Origin of the sequence: Actinosynnema pretiosum, from assembly GCF_002354875.1 — a bacterium.
Classification (GTDB): domain Bacteria; phylum Actinomycetota; class Actinomycetes; order Mycobacteriales; family Pseudonocardiaceae; genus Actinosynnema; species Actinosynnema auranticum.
The window spans coordinates 7,050,528-7,066,486 of the sequence record NZ_CP023445.1 but is presented as its reverse complement, the minus strand read 5'-3'; the positions used below and the strand labels follow the sequence as shown (position 1 = coordinate 7,066,486).

The window sequence follows — 15,959 nt, the reverse complement described above, 5'->3', positions numbered from 1 at the left end:
GGTTTGGTGCGGTGAGATCCTGGCGACTGTTCCTGGTGTGACTTCCGTCCACCTGGACGGGTGATGCCGGCGAGGGGGAGGGCACTGATGGCCAAGGAGTCCCACCAGAGGTCCCACAGGTCTCAGAAGTCCCACAAGTCACAGAGGGCGCAGAAGTCTCAGGAGGCGCGGAAGTCGCAGGAGGCGCAGAGGCGGGCGCAGGCGCAGCGGGAAGTGCGGGAGCAGGGGGAGCAGGAGCAGGACGCAGGGCAGGTGGAGAACTCGCCCGGTCGTCTCGAACTCGTCGTGGAGCCGCTGAGGGCCCCGGTGGACCACGAGGTGTCGATCACCGTTCGCGGCGCGCGCGCCGGGGCGGAGGTGACGCTGCGGCTGTCCGCGGACGGCCACGAGTCGGAGGCGGTCTTCCTGGCCGACGAGCGCGGCGTGGTCGACGTGACCAGGCACGCTCCGGTGTCGGGCTCGTACGCGGGTGTGGACCCGATGGGGTTGTTCTGGTCGGCCCGCCCCACGGGCGAGCAGCCGGACGCCTCGGGCAAGGCAATGCTGACCGCGACCGCCATCCCGGCGGGCAGCGGTCCGGCTGGCAGCGCTCCGGTGGGCAGCGCTCCGGTGGGCAGCGGTTCAGCGGGAAGCGGCCCGGTGGGCAGCGGTCCGGCTGGCGGTGGTTCTGCCAGCGGTGCTTCTGCCGGCAGCGTTCCGGCGAGCGGTGCTTCGGTGGGAAGCGGTCCTGTCGCGCCTGCCGCGACGGTCTCCTCGGCAGCTGTGTCCACGTCGGTCGAGTCGGGCACAGCCGATCAGGCACTGGGCGGTTTGGGCGCAGCCGGAGCCGACTCGGATGCCGTTGCGGCTGGCTCCGGTGCCTCTGCGCTGTCCGCCAAGCCTCTGGCTGCGTCCGCGGGTGTGTCCGCGCTGGCCAGGAAGGCCCTGTCGAGCACCTCGCACCCGGAAGAGGCGGGTGATGCTCCTTCCTCCGACGCTGCTTCCTCTGCCAGCACCAGCGCCTCCACCAGTGCTGACGCTTCTACCGGCGCTGACACCTCCACCGATGCCTCCGCCGACGCCGATGTCTTGACGCCTGCCTCCGCCGACGACTTCGCGGCCAACGGCTCCGCTGCCGCTGGTCCCGCTGCCAACGCCTCCGCTCCTGCCGACGCCTCCACTCCGGGCGCTGCTGGCGCTGCTGGCGCTGTCGGTGTTGCGGCTGCTCCTGCTGCCCCCGCTGCCGGGTCTGCTCCTGCTGCCGGGTCTGCGCCGGTGTCCGGGGCGTCGACGGTTGTCGCGGTCGAGCTCGAGCGGTTGTCCGTGCCGGATGGGGTGCGGCGTGTGGAGTTCGCGGGTGGGGTGCTGTTCGAGCCCGAGGGTGGTGGTTCGGGGGCTGCCGGTGCCGGGGTGATCGTGCTCGGTGGCAGCGAGGGTGGTCTGCACGAGTTGGACGCCGCGCTGCTCGCTGGCCACGGGTTCGCCGTGCTGGCGCTGCCGTACTTCGGCGCGCCCGGTGTGCCCGAGAGCCTCGTGGACGTGCCGCTGGAGCACGTCGGCGACGCGGTGGACGCCCTGGCCGAGCGGGTTGGTGGGCCCGTCGGGCTGGTGGGCGGGTCGCGCGGTGGGGAGTTGGCGCTGTTGGCGGCGTCCGTCCTCCCCTCGGTGCGGGCCGTGGTCAGCGTGGTCGGGAGCGGGCTCGTGACGCAGGGCATCGGGGCTGGCAAGCGGTTGCTGGAGGTCCTCGACGTGGACGCGGCGGCGTGGACCTGGAAGGGGCAGCCGTTGCCGTACCTGCCCTGCGCCGTGAGTCCGGGGATGCGCGCGGCGATCGTGGACGGCGAACCGGTCGTGCTGGCCGAGGCGTTCGACCTGGGGGACGGTTTTCCGGAGGACGTCGAGATCCCGGTGGAGCGCATCGCGGGACCGGTGCTCCTGGTCTCCGGCGACCGGGACGCGAGCTGGCCGAGCGCCGACCTGAGCGAGGTGGCGCACCGCAGGCTCAAGGCCAACGACCACCCGCACCCCTGCGAGCACGTCGTCCACCCCGGAGCGGGCCACCTGCTCGCAGGCCCCCCGAACCGCCCCCAGCCGGACAGCGTCGTGGACGGCCCCGGAGTCCGCTTCGAGATGGGCGGTGACCGCGCCACCACGGCCCGAGCCAAGGCCGACACCTGGAACCGCACCACGGCCTTCCTCAAGACCCACCTCAAGAACCACCCCGAGAGCTAAGGCAGTCCCGACCGCGCGGCCTGGCCCACCACAGGCATCGGCCCGTGACGCGGTCCGCTCACCGGGGCTGGTCGGTCTGCTCACCACCGTCCCCAGCCCGATGCCGCGGCAGATGTCGGCATCGGGCTGGGCGCCGACTGCCTGGCCGGTACCCGGAGCACCGGCTGTCCCGCCCGCGATCGGCTGATCGGACCGGCCGGTTCCGCTCGCGCCCCCACCCTCCACACCCGCCGTTGCCCACAGTGGGCGTGTCCCGCCCCTCGATCACGCGCAGCGACCAACTGTCTCGTCGTCCACCCGGCCCCACCCGACCGCCCCCGCCCCGGTGACACCCGTACCGGCCACTCCTGTCACCAGGTGTGTGCGGGGCCACCCCCGTCGCACCCCTGACCCGGCGAACGCCCACCGTCACCGCACTAATCTGTGCGGCATGAGCGCACACTTTGACGTCGTGGTCCTCGGTGCTGGGCCCGGCGGGTACGTCGCCGCCATTCGCGCGGCTCAGCTGGGGCTGAAGACCGCGGTCGTCGAGGAGAAGTACTGGGGCGGGGTGTGCCTCAACGTCGGGTGCATCCCCTCCAAGGCGCTCCTGCGCAACGCCGAGCTCGCCCACCTGTTCACGCACGAGCAGAAGACCTTCGGCATCCAGGTCGACGGCACGGTCAAGTTCGACTACGCCGCCGCCTTCCAGCGCAGCCGCAAGGTCGCGGACGGGCGCGTCAAGGGCGTGCACTTCCTCATGAAGAAGAACGGCATCACCGAGTACAACGGCCGGGGCACGTTCACCGACGCCAACACCATCGAGGTCAACGGCGAGTCGATCACCTTCTCGCACGCGATCATCGCCGCGGGCGCCAGCACCCGCCTGCTGCCGGGCACCGAGCTGTCCGAGCGCGTCGTGACCTACGAGGAGCAGATCCTCACCGAGGACCTCCCCGAGAGCATCATCATCGCCGGCGCGGGCGCGATCGGCGTCGAGTTCGGCTACGTGCTGCACAACTACGGCGTCAAGGTCACCATCGTCGAGTTCCTCGACCGGATGGTGCCCCTGGAGGACGTCGAGGTGTCCACCGAGCTGGCCAAGCGCTACAAGCGCATGGGCGTCGACGTGCGCACCGGCACCCGCGTCGAGTCCATCGACGACTCCGGCGCGAAGGTCCGCGTCACCGTCTCCAAGGACGGCAAGGAGGAGGTCCTGGAGGCCGACAAGGTCATGCAGGCCATCGGCTTCCAGCCGCGCGTCGAGGGCTACGGCCTGGAGTCGACCGGCGTTGCGCTGACCGAGCGCGGCGCGATCGCCGTCGACGAGCGCGGTCGCACCAACGTGCCGCACATCTACGCCATCGGCGACGTCACCGCGAAGCTCATGCTCGCGCACGCCGCCGAGTCCATGGGCATCATCGCCGCCGAGACCATCGCGGGCGCGGAGACCATGGAGCTGGACTTCCCGATGATCCCGCGCGCGACGTTCTGCCAGCCGCAGATCGCCAGCTTCGGCTGGACCGAGGCGCAGGCCCGCGAGAAGGGCTTCGACGTCCAGGTCGCCAAGTTCCCGTTCACCGCGAACGGCAAGGCGCACGGCATCGGCGACTACAGCGGCTTCGTGAAGCTGATCAGCGACGGGAAGCACGGCGAGCTGCTCGGCGCCCACATGATCGGCCCGGACGTCACCGAGCTGCTGCCCGAGCTGACCCTGGCCCAGCAGTGGGACCTGACCGTCCACGAGGTGGCGCGCAACGTCCACGCCCACCCGACGCTGAGCGAGGCCGTGAAGGAAGCGGTGCACGGCCTGGCCGGGCACATGATCAACTTCTGACGGGCCTACAGTTCCGAGCATGAACCGACACCCGCTGCGGCCCGCGCTGATCGAGGCCGAGCGCCTGCTGGCCGCGGCGGGTGTCGACAGCCCGCGCGCCGACGCGCACCTGCTCGCCGCGCACCTGCTGCGCGTGCCGCCGGGCAAGCTCGTGCTCACGCCCATGGTCGAGCCGCGCGTGCTGGACGAGCTGGGCGCGCTGGTGGCCAAGCGGGCCACCCGCGTCCCGCTCCAGCACCTGACCGGCGAGGCGCACCTGTGGGGCGTCGACCTCGCGGTCGGGCCCGGCGTGTTCATCCCGCGCCCGGAGACCGAGCTGCTGGTGGAGTGGGCGCTGAACGCCCTGCGCGGCGCCGAGCGGCCCGTCGTGGTGGACCTGTGCACGGGGTCCGGCGCGCTGGCGCTGAGCATCGCGCACCACCGCCCGGACGCGGTCGTGCACGCGGTGGAGAAGGATCCGACCGCCCTGTCCTGGGCCCGCCGCAACGCGGACGCCCGCAGCGCGGCGGGCGACACCCCGATCCGGCTGCACCACGGCGACGTGACCGCGCCGGGCGTCCTGTCCGACCTGGACGGCGCGGTGGACCTGGTGGTGTGCAACCCGCCCTACGTGCCGGACGCCACCGAGGTCCAGCCGGAGGTCGCCGACCACGACCCGCGCGCGGCGGTGTTCGGCGGCGCGGACGGGCTCGACGTGATCCGCCCCGTGGTGGCCCTGGCGGCCCGCCTGCTCAAGCCCGGCGGCCACGTGGCGATCGAGCACGACGACACCCACGGCGAAGCCGTGCCCGCCCTCCTGGCCACCCGCAAGGTCCTCACCAACGCCACCCCGCACCACGACCTGGCAGGCCGCCCCCGCTTCGCGACCGCCCGCAGGACCGGTTGAGCACGCGCAGGAGCAGGCCTGGGCGCAGCTGAGCGCCCGCTGGACAGGCTGTGAATGCCCGCTGGACCGGCTGAGCGCCTGCCGGACCGGTTGAACACCCGCCGGACCGGTTGAACGCCCGCTGAACTGTGCTCGGGGCGCGCGCTGGGCTTGAGGCCCACCGGACGGTGGGCCGCCAGCCGCCAGCCGCCAGCCGCCAGCCGCCAGCCGCCAGCCACCGGCCGCCAGCCACGGCCCACCGGCTACCGGCCGCCAACCACCGGCCACGGCCCACGGGTCACCGGCCACCGGCTATCGGGGCCGCGCTCGCCGGATCGCTTGCCCACCGGACCTCCGCCGCGAGTCTGGCCCATGTCCGCGAGTCCGGCCTATGACTGTGAGTCCGCTTTATGGCCGCGAGCCCGCCCTATGGCCGCGAGCCCGCCCCTCAGCGCGCGTCGTCTCCGGTGGTCCATGCGTGCCGTGCATGGGGATGACCCCCGATCCCGCGTCGAACCGTGCCTCGGCCGAGCGTCGATTCGCGTCCTGCGCAGGGGAAAGCGCTTGCACGGAGCGGTTCGACGCCCCGGCCCGGTCGTGTTCACCCGTCGGGCGGATGAATCCCCCTGCGGGAGACGCATGTTCTCCATCCGCTACCGGTGTCCGCTGGATGAGGGTCATGCACCCGGTGCATGGAATCGCTTGCCGTGCGCGGACCGTGCGCTGGTCGCGGGTCCACCGTGGAGTCGGGCGGCCCCGGAACCGCCTGCCGGGACCCATCCGGTCATGCACCGGGCGGATGGTGATCCGGCCGGTGCATGAGCCTCCCGCCTTCCGCCTCGTGCCTCGCGCCCCCACCACCGCGCCCCCACCACCGCGCCCACCCCCGACCCGGTCGACCACCTCACCCCCCTCGCCCCCACTCCCCGTCACCACCGCCGATCCCCGCGCCGCGCCACCCCTACCCACCTGCGTGGTAGGACGTCATTTCGGGTGGGGGCGGAGGCTGGCGGCCGTCACTCCACGCGCTGTGCCAGGATTCCTCGGGTGAGTACGGTCTACGACTGCCGAGTCCAGGACGACCGGGTGGCGGGTCTCGCCGCCGCAGCCGGAGCGGTCCGCTCGGGCAGGCTCGTCGTCCTCCCCACCGACACCGTCTACGGAATCGGCTGCGACGCTTTCGACGCTGCCGCCGTGCGGTCGCTGCTCGCCGCGAAGGGGCGCGGGCCCGACATGCCCGTCCCGGTGCTCGTCGGCTCCTGGACCACGATCGACGGCCTCGTGCTGTCGGTGCCGCGCCAGGCCCGCTCGCTGATCGAGGCGTTCTGGCCCGGCGGGCTGTCGCTGGTCCTGCACCACGCGCCCTCGCTGGCCTGGGACCTCGGGCAGACGCGGGGCACCGTGATGCTGCGGATGCCGCTGCACCCCGTCGCGCTCGAACTCCTGCGCGACGTGGGCCCGATGGCCGTCTCCAGCGCGAACAAGTCCGGCTTCCCGCCAGCCGCGAGCGCCGCGCAGGCGCGCGAGCAGCTGGGCGAGGACGTGCAGGTCTACCTGGACGGCGGTCCGTCCGGCGAGAACGTGGCCTCCACGATCGTCGACCTCACCGGGACGGACCCGCTGGTGCTGCGCGAGGGCGCGGTCCCGGTGGCCGACATCGCCTCCGTGCTGGGCGTCGAAGTCGAGGTCGCGCGCTAGTGGATCTCCAGCAGCCGAGTAGCGTGGTGGGTCCAGTGTCCGAACCGGAATCCCCGAGGGGATAGCCTCCCGTGGGCCAGTTGCCTGCCGCGTCCAACGTCCTCCCGGTCCGGGAGTACCTGCTCGTCGCGCTCACCGCCGCAGTGGTGACTTTCCTCCTCGTCGGCCTGGTCCGCGCGCTCGCGTTCCGGATCGGCGCGGTCGCCCACCCCCGAACACGCGACGTCCACGTCAAGCCGATGCCCCGCATGGGCGGCCTGGCCATGTACGGCGGCGTGCTCGGCGGGATGATGCTCGCCCACCAGCTGCCGGTGCTGCGCTCAGCCTTCGACTTCTCCTACGACCCCTACGCCGTCGTCCTCGGCGGCGGCATCATCGTGCTGGTCGGCGTGGTCGACGACCGGTTCGAGCTCGACTCGCTCACCAAGCTCGCGGGCCAGGTCACGGCCGCGGGCGTGCTCGTCCTCTACGGCCTCCAGTGGTTCGTGTTCTGGGTGCCGTGGGGCGACGACGGCTCGGGCACCGGCTCGCTGCTGGTGCTCGACCAGAACCAGGGCGCGCTGCTGAGCGTGCTGCTCGCCGTCACGATGATCAACGCGATGAACTTCGTGGACGGCCTCGACGGCCTCGCGGCGGGCATCGGGCTGATCGCCGCCGCGGCGACCTGCGCTTTCTCCATCGGCGGTGTCCTCGCCAACAACGAGGGCGACGTCGGCGCTTACCCGCCCGCGCTGATCGCGGCGTGCCTGGCGGGCGCGTGCCTCGGCTTCCTGCCGCACAACTTCAACCCGGCCCGGATCTTCATGGGCGACTCGGGGTCGATGCTGATCGGCCTGATGCTCGCCGCCGCGACCACCTCGGCGTCCGGCAAGCTCAACTACGAGTCGCTCAACGCCAGCGACGTGCTCGGCCTGATGTCGCCCCTGCTGGTCGTCGCGGCGGTGCTGTTCGTGCCGCTGCTGGACCTGCTGATGGCGATCGTCCGGCGCACCCGCAAGGGGCAGAGCCCGTTCTCGGCGGACAAGATGCACCTGCACCACCGGCTGCTCCAGATCGGCCACTCCCAGCGCCGCGCCGTCCTGCTGATCTACTTGTGGGCCGGGCTGCTGGCGTTCGGCGCGGTCTCGCTGACCGTGTTCGACACCGGCGTGGTCGCCTGGTGCTTCCTGATCGGGCTGCTGCTCGCGTTCTTCATCTCGGCGGTCCCGAGACTCCGCGAGTCGCGCAAGAACCGAGCGTGACGGTGGGACGCCCGAACGGGTGTCCCACCGTTCCACTTTTCGGGAAGAATTCGGACATGGGTGACGCGCACACCCAGCGCGACAAGATCAACCGCCGGGTCGCGGGGGCCGGGACCGCCCCGCAGCCCGGCGTCACCCCGCCCCTGAGCAGCAGGTACCGCCCGGTTCGGCTCGGTGGCGGGGTTTTCCGCGTTACCGGCGCATTACCCGGCGGGGCCGCGCGCATTACCCTGTGAAAACCCTGTCGGATCGCGCCCGCGCCATTTCCGGGAAACACACCTTCGGGTAGCCTCGACCACGCGCCGAACCGCGGCGAACAATGTCCGAGGAGGGGCCACCGCCTCAGCGCCACGTGAAGTTCGCCCACTGTTCGCCCAGATCAGCGCCGGGCCCCGGCGCACCGTCCGGGTGAGGTCTAAAGCACACCCGGTGAGTGCTCGCGGGGGCGGGCAGCCACAATGGTGGGGTGACGCGACTCCTCGACGCCGCTGACGTAGCGCGCAGAGCGCTTCGGCAGTCCGCCCTCGTGCTCGCCCCGGTGGTGGTGATCGCCGCGCTCGTCGGCTGGTTCACCGCGGGCCGGGAAGGGCTGTGGGGCGCGCTCCTCGGCGCCGGGATCGCCGGTGGCTTCCTGCTCATCACCCTGCTGACGGTCCTGCTGACGGCCAAGGCCTCACCGACCGTGACCGGCGGGGCGATGATGGGCGGCTGGCTACTCAAGGTGATCGTGCTGCTCGTCGCACTCGCCCTGTTGAAGGACGCGACGTTCTACTCCAAACCGGTGTTCGGCGCCGTCGTGATGATCGCGGTCGTCGTCGTCCTCGCCTCGGAGACCTGGGTCGTGGTCAAGGCCCGGATGCTCTACTTCAACCCCTCCAGCACTGGTCAGGGCGATGCGCGCTAACCCCCGTGTGCAGACCTGGGACCACCGGTTGGTAGGGTGCGCGTAGATGAGTGACAAGTCAGACAAACCACCCCCAAGGGGTGACGGTGCTGTCTGGTCGATCATCGGCACGCTGGTGTCCGGCCCCGCGGTGTGGGGCGGTATCGGCTTCCTAATCGACAAGACCACCGAGAGCCAGATCTTCACTCCGATCGGGCTAACGGTGGGCTTTGTCACGGGGTTCTACATCGTCTATGTACGCCACGGTCAGGGCTGAGGAAGTGCCGGCCGCGACGCAGGGAGACCAGTTGGACACCTTGGTGCTTGCCGAGGGTGGGGAGTTCCACAAGCCGGCGATCGAAGAGTTCTTCCCGCCTGCCCTGCTGTTTGAAGGCACGCCGTTCGAGCTCGACCGGGTCATGCTGATCCGCATCCTCATGACGGTGGTCCTCGCGGCGTTCTTCCTGATCGCCATGCGCAGGCCCAAGCTCGTGCCGAGGGGCATCCAGAACCTCGGCGAGATGGCGCTGGACTTCGTCCGCATCAACATCGCCGAGGACGTCCTCGGCAAGGAGAACGGCAGGCGGTTCCTGCCGCTCCTGACGACCTTCTTCTTCCTGATCTGGGCGACGAACCTCTCCGGGATCATCCCGTTCCTGAACATGCCGAGCACGGCCCGCATCGGGTTGCCGCTCGCGCTCGCGGTGGTCGCCTACCTGGCGTTCAACTACGCGGGCATCAAGGCGCAGGGTGTCGGCGGCTACCTCAAGTCGAACCTGTTCCCGCCGGGGGTTCCCAAGCCGCTCTACGTTCTGGTGACGCCCATCGAGCTCGTCTCGGTGTTCCTCATCCGTCCCGGAACGCTGATGATCCGCCTCATGGCGAACATGCTCGCCGGGCACATGGCGCTGGTCCTGTTCTTCAGCGCCGCGTGGTACCTGATGTTCCAGGCCGGGGACCTGGTCCTGGCGCCGGCAGGCTTCCTGTCGCTCGTCATGGGCCTGATGTTCACCCTGTTCGAGCTGATGGTGCAGTTCCTCCAGGCGTACATCTTCACCCTGCTCACCGCCGTCTACATCGACGGTGCGCTCCACGCGGAGCACTGAGACCCACCGAGATCCGGGGACACCCAGGGTCTTGGACGACCCGCGCCACCGAGAACCGGCGCGGGCCAACCGGAAAGGGAACGACAGAAATGATCCTTGCTGAGGTCGCAGGCAACCTCAACGCCGTCGGCTACGGCATCGCCACGATCGGCCCCGGCATCGGTGTCGCCTTCGTCGCGGGCAAGACCGTCGAGGCCATGGCTCGCCAGCCCGAGATGGCAGGCCAGCTGCGCACCACCATGATCCTGGGTATCGCGTTCACCGAGGCCCTGGCCCTGCTGGGCCTGGTCGCCGGCTTCCTCTTCAGCTGATCGACCGGACCCAGACAAGGCGGTGACCACCATGACCGAACCGCTGATCCTGGCGGCCGAGGGGGCTGTTAACCCCCTCATCCCGGCCGTCTACGACATCGTGTGGTCCGCGGTCTGCTTGGCGATCATCGGCTTCGTCTTCTGGAAGAAGGTGCTACCGCTCTTCCAGAAGGTGCTGGCCGAGCGCACCGAGAAGATCGAGGGCGGTATCGCCAGGGCCGAGGCGGCTCAGGCCGAAGCGGCTCGCACGCTGGAGGAGTACAAGGAGCAGCTCGCCGAGGCTCGCGCCGAGGCGGCCCGCATCCGTGACGACGCGCGGGCCGAGGGCCAGCAGATCGTCGAGGAGATGCGGGACCGGGCGCAGGCGGAGTACGACCGCATCGTCGCCCACGGCCACAACGAGCTCGACGCGCACCGCGCCCGCATCGTCTCCGAGCTGCGGGCCGACCTCGGCCGCGTGGCCGTCGACCTCGCGGGCAAGGTCGTCGGCGAGTCGCTGGAGGACCAGGCGCTGCGCCGCGGCACCGTGGACCGCTTCCTCAACGAGCTGGACGCCGCAGCGGCGCCCGCGGCGAAGTAGGGGAGTCCATGACGCTGCACGCCGCTAGTCGCGAAGCTCTGGCAGCCGCTGAACTGCGGCTGCTGGAGCTGGTCGAGGGCGCCGCGGGCGCCACCGGCCCGTCCGCGCTGGGGCAGGAGCTGTTCTCCGTGGTGGGTCTGCTGAGCGCGCAGCCGCAGCTGCGGCGCGCGTTCGGCGACGCCTCGTCCGACCCCGCGGGCAGGGAGCGCCTCCTGCGCTCCCTGCTGGCGGGCAAGGTCGCGGACGCCACGCTGGACGTCCTCGTCACGGCCGTCTCCGCCAAGTGGTCGAGCCCGCGCGAGCTGGTGGACGGGGTCGAGTCGCTGGCTCGCACCGCGCTGCTGGTGCACGCGGAGCGCGACGGCAGGCTCGACGCCGTCGAGGACGAGCTGTTCCGCCTCGGCCGCATCGTCGCCGGGAACCCCGAGCTGGAGCGGGTCCTCACCGACCCGGCCGGTTCGCCCGACGGCAAGCTCGCCCTGCTGAACGGCCTCATCAGGGGCAAGGTCGAGAAGGTGACCGAGGCACTGGTCACCCAGCTCGTCCAGCTCCCCAGGGGCCTGAGCGTGGTCAACGGCCTGACCCTCCTGGCGGGCCTCGCGGCCAAGCGCCGCGAGCGCTCGGTCGCCCACGTCCGCTCGGCGGTCGAGCTGACCGCGGACCAGCAGGACCGCCTCGCGGCCTCGCTGACCCGCATCTACTCACGACCGATCGCACTGCACGTCGAGGTCGATGCCTCGCTCGTCGGCGGCCTGGTCATCAAGATCGGTGACGAGGTCATCGACGGGAGCGTCGCAGGTCGCCTGGCGGCACTCCGCCGCGACCTCGCAGGCTGACCCGAACCCGGAACCGCGGCTTGCCCAGCCCCTTTCCCATGAACGAAGTGAGAGCAGGAACGACATGGCGGAGCTGACGATCTCGTCGGACGAGATCCGCAGTGCGATCGAGAAGTACGTCTCGAGCTACTCCCCGGAGGTCAACCGGGAAGAGGTCGGTGTCGTCGCCGAGACCTACGACGGCATCGCCATCGTCGAGGGTTTGCCCGGCACGATGACCAACGAGCTGCTGGAGTTCCCCGGCGGCGTCCTCGGAGTGGCGCTCAACCTGGAGGTCCGCGAGATCGGCGCGGTCATCCTCGGTGACTTCGACAAGATCGAGGAGGGCCAGGAGGTCAAGCGCACCGGCCAGGTCCTCTCGGTCCCGGTCGGCGACGGCTTCCTCGGCCGGGTGGTCAACCCCCTCGGCCAGCCCATCGACGGTCTCGGCGACATCGTCGCCGACGACAACCGCGCCCTGGAGCTCCAGGCCGCGACGGTGCTCCAGCGCCAGCCCGTGGGCGAGCCGATGCAGACCGGCATCAAGGCCATCGACTCGATGACCCCCATCGGCCGCGGCCAGCGCCAGCTGATCATCGGCGACCGCAAGACCGGCAAGACCGCGGTCTGCATCGACACGATCATCAACCAGAAGAAGGCGTGGGAGAGCGGCGACCCGCAGCAGCAGGTCCGCTGCGTCTACGTCGCCGTCGGCCAGAAGGGCTCCACCATCGCGGGCGTCAAGGCCGCGCTGGAGGAGGCCGGGGCCCTGGAGTACACCACCATCGTGGCGGCTCCCGCGTCCGACTCGGCCGGCTTCAAGTGGCTGGCGCCGTACACCGGCTCCGCCATCGGCCAGCACTGGATGTACGAGGGCAAGCACGTCCTCATCATCTTCGACGACCTCACCAAGCAGGCCGAGGCGTACCGCGCGATCTCGCTGCTGCTGCGCCGCCCGCCGGGCCGCGAGGCCTACCCCGGTGACGTCTTCTACTTGCACTCGCGCCTGCTGGAGCGCTGCGCGAAGCTGTCCGACGAGCTCGGCGGCGGCTCGATGACCGGTCTGCCGATCATCGAGACCAAGGCGAACGACGTGTCGGCGTACATCCCGACCAACGTCATCTCCATCACCGACGGCCAGTGCTTCCTGGAGTCGGACCTGTTCAACGCCGGTGTGCGCCCGGCCGTCAACGTGGGCATCTCGGTGTCCCGCGTCGGTGGCGCCGCGCAGACCAAGGCGATGAAGACGGTCTCCGGCTCGCTGCGCCTGGACCTGTCCCAGTTCCGCGAGCTGGAGGCGTTCTCCGCCTTCGCCTCGGACCTGGACGCCGCCTCGCGCGCCCAGCTGGACCGCGGCGCCCGCCTGGTCGAGCTGCTCAAGCAGGGCCAGTACTCGCCGGTCCCGATGGAGGAGCAGGTCGTCTCCATCTACCTCGGCACCAAGGGCCACTTCGACTCGGTCGCCATCGGCGACGTGCGCCGCTTCGAGGGCGAGTTCCTGGACCACCTGCGTCGCAACCACGACGTGGTGCTGTCCTCGATCCGCGACACCAAGAAGCTGTCCGACGACGCGGAGAAGGGCATCGTGGACGCGGTCAACGCGTTCAAGAAGCAGTTCACCGCCACCGGTGGCGCGCCGGTCGTGAACGAGGCCGCCGCCGACGCCATGGCCGCCGACAAGGTCGGACAGGAGTCGGTGAAGACCAGCCGATCCGCTCCGACCGAGAAGTGACGTAGGCATGGCGGCACAGATTCGGGAGCTTCGCCAGCGGATCCGCTCGGTCAACTCGACCAAGAAGATCACCAAGGCGTACGAGCTCATCGCGACCTCGCGACTGGCCAAGGCCCAGTCGCGGGTCGCGGCGTCGCGCCCGTACGCGGACGAGATCACCCACGTGCTGCGCGCTCTCGCCGAGGGCGCCTCCAGCCTGGACCACCCGCTGCTGGAGGCCCGCAAGAACCCCCGGCGCGCGGGCGTCCTCATCGTCACCAGCGACAAGGGCATGTGCGGCGGCTACAACGCCAACGTGCTCAAGGCCGCCGAGGAGCTCTTCGCGCTGCTGCGCTCGGAGGGCAAGGAGCCGGTGCTCTTCGTCGCCGGTCGCAAGGGGGCGGGGTACTACAACTTCCGCCGCCGCGCGATCGCGGGCGAGTGGAGCGGCTTCTCGCAGGCGCCGAACTACGTGAACGCCTCCGAGGCGGGCGACGCGCTCGTCTCGGCGTTCATGGCGGGCAGCGACGACGAGGGCGACGAGCCGGGGCCGGACGGCGTGCTGGGCGTGGACGAGCTGCACGTCGTCTACACCGAGTTCAAGTCCATGCTCAGCCAGCAGCCGGTCGCCAAGCGGATCGCCCCGCTGACCGTCGAGTACGACGCGGAGCCGCACGAGGGGCTGCACGCGTCGTACGAGTTCGAGCCGGACGCGGACAGCCTGCTGGACGCGCTGCTCCCCAAGTACATCAAGACCAGGCTGTTCTCCGCGCTGCTGGAGGCCGCCGCGTCCGAGTCGGCTGCTCGGCGGACCGCGATGAAGGCGGCGACTGACAACGCCTCCGAGCTGGTCCGCAACCTGAGCCGCCAGGCGAACGCGGCCCGCCAGGCCCAGATCACCCAGGAGATCAGCGAGATCGTCGGTGGCGCCTCCGCGCTTACCGGTGGCGCAGGAAGTGATGAGTGACATGAGTGCTACTGCCACCACCACCCGCACCGGCCGTGTGGTCCGGGTGATCGGCGCGGTCGTCGACGTGGAGTTCCCGCGCGACGCCGTGCCCGAGCTGTTCAACGCCTGCCACGCCGAGATCACCTACGAGGCCGTGGCCAAGACGCTGACCCTGGAGGTCGCCCAGCACCTGGGTGACAACCTGGTCCGCACGATCTCCATGCAGCCGACCGACGGCCTCGTCCGCGGCGCCCCGGTGACCGACTCCGGCAAGGCCATCTCGGTCCCCGTCGGCGACGTCGTCAAGGGCCACGTGTTCAACGCGCTCGGCGACTGCCTCGACAGCCCCGGCCTCGGCCGCGACGGCGAGCAGTGGGGCATCCACCGCAAGGCGCCGTCGTTCGACCAGCTCGAGGGCAAGACCGAGATCCTGGAAACGGGCATCAAGGTCATCGACCTGCTGACCCCGTACGTCAAGGGCGGCAAGATCGGCCTGTTCGGCGGCGCGGGCGTGGGCAAGACGGTGCTCATCCAGGAGATGATCACCCGTATCGCCCGCGAGTTCTCCGGCACGTCGGTGTTCGCCGGCGTCGGCGAGCGCACCCGCGAGGGCACGGACCTCCTCCTGGAGATGGAGGAGATGGGCGTGCTCGGCGACACCGCGCTCGTCTTCGGCCAGATGGACGAGCCGCCGGGCACCCGCATGCGCGTCGCGCTCTCGGCACTGACGATGGCGGAGTACTTCCGCGACGTCCAGAACCAGGACGTGCTGCTGTTCATCGACAACATCTTCCGGTTCACCCAGGCGGGTTCCGAGGTGTCGACCCTGCTGGGCCGGATGCCGTCCGCCGTGGGCTACCAGCCGACGCTGGCCGACGAGATGGGTGAGCTGCAGGAGCGGATCACGTCGACCCGAGGCAAGTCGATCACCTCGCTGCAGGCGATCTACGTGCCCGCGGACGACTACACCGACCCGGCGCCCGCCACCACCTTCGCCCACCTGGACGCGACGACGGAGCTCTCCCGTCCGATCTCCCAGAAGGGCATCTACCCGGCCGTCGACCCGCTGTCGTCGAGCTCCCGCATCCTGGAGCCGTCGATCGTCGGCGAGGAGCACTACCGGGTCGCCCAGGAGGTGAAGCGCATCCTGCAGAAGTACAAGGAGCTGCAGGACATCATCGCCATCCTCGGCATGGACGAGCTCTCCGAGGAGGACAAGGTCCTCGTCGGTCGCGCCCGTCGCCTGGAGCGCTTCCTCGGCCAGAACTTCATCGTGGCCGAGAAGTTCACCGGTCAGCCCGGCTCCTTCGTGCCGATCAAGGACACGATCGAGGCGTTCGACCGCGTGTGCAAGGGCGAGTTCGACCACCTGCCCGAGCAGGCGTTCTTCTCCTGCGGCGGGTTGGACGACGTCGAGGCCAACGCCAAGAAGCTCGCGGGCAACTGAGCTCCGCGCGGCTAGCCGGTTCTCGCTGAGAGGGCCGTCCCCCAGGGGGCGGTCCTCTTCGCTTTTCACGGGCCGTTCCCGCTGCGGTGGTCCCTCGTTCGTGTGACGCACTCCACTGCGTGACGTCGCCGGTCGGGTGGTGGGGGCCTTATGGGTGCTATTCGTTTTTCCGGTGGAATCGCGGTGGTGCGCGCCCGGTCCGGCAGGGTTGGTGTTCGCGCAGGTCAGGGCCGGTTGGCGCGGGGGAGCCGGTGGCGCCCTGCCCGGTTCTCGACCGGTTCCGCCGCGCCGCGCGCCCGCGCGGGCCTGCTTGGGGTGGCTGGTGC

The 15,959-nt window shown here is 70.6% G+C and carries 14 protein-coding genes and 1 pseudogene; all 15 read left to right on the top strand.

What is annotated here, in order from left to right:
- Nucleotides 1-63: 63 nt before the first annotated feature.
- Nucleotides 64-462: pseudogene (locus tag CNX65_RS38415) on the top strand (acyl-CoA thioesterase/BAAT N-terminal domain-containing protein); the annotation flags it as partial.
- Between the two features lie 861 nt (nucleotides 463-1,323).
- On the top strand, nucleotides 1,324-2,211 hold the full coding sequence (locus CNX65_RS37515) for an acyl-CoA thioester hydrolase/BAAT C-terminal domain-containing protein (RefSeq protein WP_232520070.1): 888 nt from the start codon (nucleotides 1,324-1,326) through the stop codon (nucleotides 2,209-2,211).
- A 430-nt stretch (nucleotides 2,212-2,641) separates the two neighbouring features.
- Nucleotides 2,642-4,027 (top strand): dihydrolipoyl dehydrogenase, encoded by a 1,386-nt coding sequence (gene lpdA, locus CNX65_RS30260; protein WP_096496779.1) that lies wholly within the window; start codon nucleotides 2,642-2,644, stop codon nucleotides 4,025-4,027.
- A 19-nt stretch (nucleotides 4,028-4,046) separates the two neighbouring features.
- Nucleotides 4,047-4,913 (top strand): peptide chain release factor N(5)-glutamine methyltransferase, encoded by an 867-nt coding sequence (gene prmC, locus CNX65_RS30255; protein ID WP_096496778.1) that lies wholly within the window; start codon nucleotides 4,047-4,049, stop codon nucleotides 4,911-4,913.
- 1,026 nt (nucleotides 4,914-5,939) lie between these two features.
- The gene (locus CNX65_RS30245; protein ID WP_096496777.1) at nucleotides 5,940-6,590 is read left to right on the top strand and encodes an L-threonylcarbamoyladenylate synthase; all 651 of its coding nucleotides are present in this window, start codon (nucleotides 5,940-5,942) and stop codon (nucleotides 6,588-6,590) included.
- A gap of 71 nt (nucleotides 6,591-6,661) precedes the next feature.
- Nucleotides 6,662-7,831 (top strand): glycosyltransferase family 4 protein, encoded by a 1,170-nt coding sequence (locus tag CNX65_RS30240; protein WP_096496776.1) that lies wholly within the window; start codon nucleotides 6,662-6,664, stop codon nucleotides 7,829-7,831.
- Nucleotides 7,832-8,297: 466 nt separating this feature from the next.
- The gene (locus CNX65_RS30235; protein WP_157767906.1) at nucleotides 8,298-8,735 is read left to right on the top strand and encodes a hypothetical protein; all 438 of its coding nucleotides are present in this window, start codon (nucleotides 8,298-8,300) and stop codon (nucleotides 8,733-8,735) included.
- A gap of 46 nt (nucleotides 8,736-8,781) precedes the next feature.
- Nucleotides 8,782-8,991, top strand: coding sequence for an AtpZ/AtpI family protein (locus tag CNX65_RS30230; protein WP_015804834.1), 210 nt, complete (start codon nucleotides 8,782-8,784; stop codon nucleotides 8,989-8,991).
- Nucleotides 8,992-9,022: 31 nt separating this feature from the next.
- A complete protein-coding gene (atpB, locus tag CNX65_RS30225) occupies nucleotides 9,023-9,820 on the top strand; it encodes a F0F1 ATP synthase subunit A (RefSeq protein WP_041838514.1) in 798 nt (265 codons plus the stop codon).
- An 89-nt stretch (nucleotides 9,821-9,909) separates the two neighbouring features.
- Complete coding sequence (locus CNX65_RS30220) at nucleotides 9,910-10,131, top strand: ATP synthase F0 subunit C (protein ID WP_015804832.1); 222 nt, start codon at nucleotides 9,910-9,912, stop codon at nucleotides 10,129-10,131.
- 31 nt (nucleotides 10,132-10,162) lie between these two features.
- Nucleotides 10,163-10,711, top strand: coding sequence for a F0F1 ATP synthase subunit B (locus CNX65_RS30215; RefSeq protein WP_096496775.1), 549 nt, complete (start codon nucleotides 10,163-10,165; stop codon nucleotides 10,709-10,711).
- An 8-nt stretch (nucleotides 10,712-10,719) separates the two neighbouring features.
- Nucleotides 10,720-11,547, top strand: a complete 828-nt coding sequence (locus CNX65_RS30210) for a F0F1 ATP synthase subunit delta (RefSeq protein WP_096496774.1) — start codon at nucleotides 10,720-10,722, stop codon at nucleotides 11,545-11,547.
- Between the two features lie 64 nt (nucleotides 11,548-11,611).
- Nucleotides 11,612-13,258 carry a F0F1 ATP synthase subunit alpha gene (gene atpA / locus CNX65_RS30205; RefSeq protein ID WP_096496773.1) on the top strand — a complete coding sequence of 549 codons (1,647 nt, stop codon included), beginning with the start codon at nucleotides 11,612-11,614 and terminating at the stop codon, nucleotides 13,256-13,258.
- 7 nt (nucleotides 13,259-13,265) lie between these two features.
- Nucleotides 13,266-14,204, top strand: coding sequence for a F0F1 ATP synthase subunit gamma (locus CNX65_RS30200; protein ID WP_096496772.1), 939 nt, complete (start codon nucleotides 13,266-13,268; stop codon nucleotides 14,202-14,204).
- Nucleotides 14,197-15,633 (top strand): F0F1 ATP synthase subunit beta, encoded by a 1,437-nt coding sequence (gene atpD / locus CNX65_RS30195; RefSeq protein ID WP_015804827.1) that lies wholly within the window; start codon nucleotides 14,197-14,199, stop codon nucleotides 15,631-15,633. Before CNX65_RS30200 ends, atpD begins: the two co-directional genes overlap by 8 nt.
- The last annotated feature ends 326 nt before the right edge of the window (nucleotides 15,634-15,959 follow it).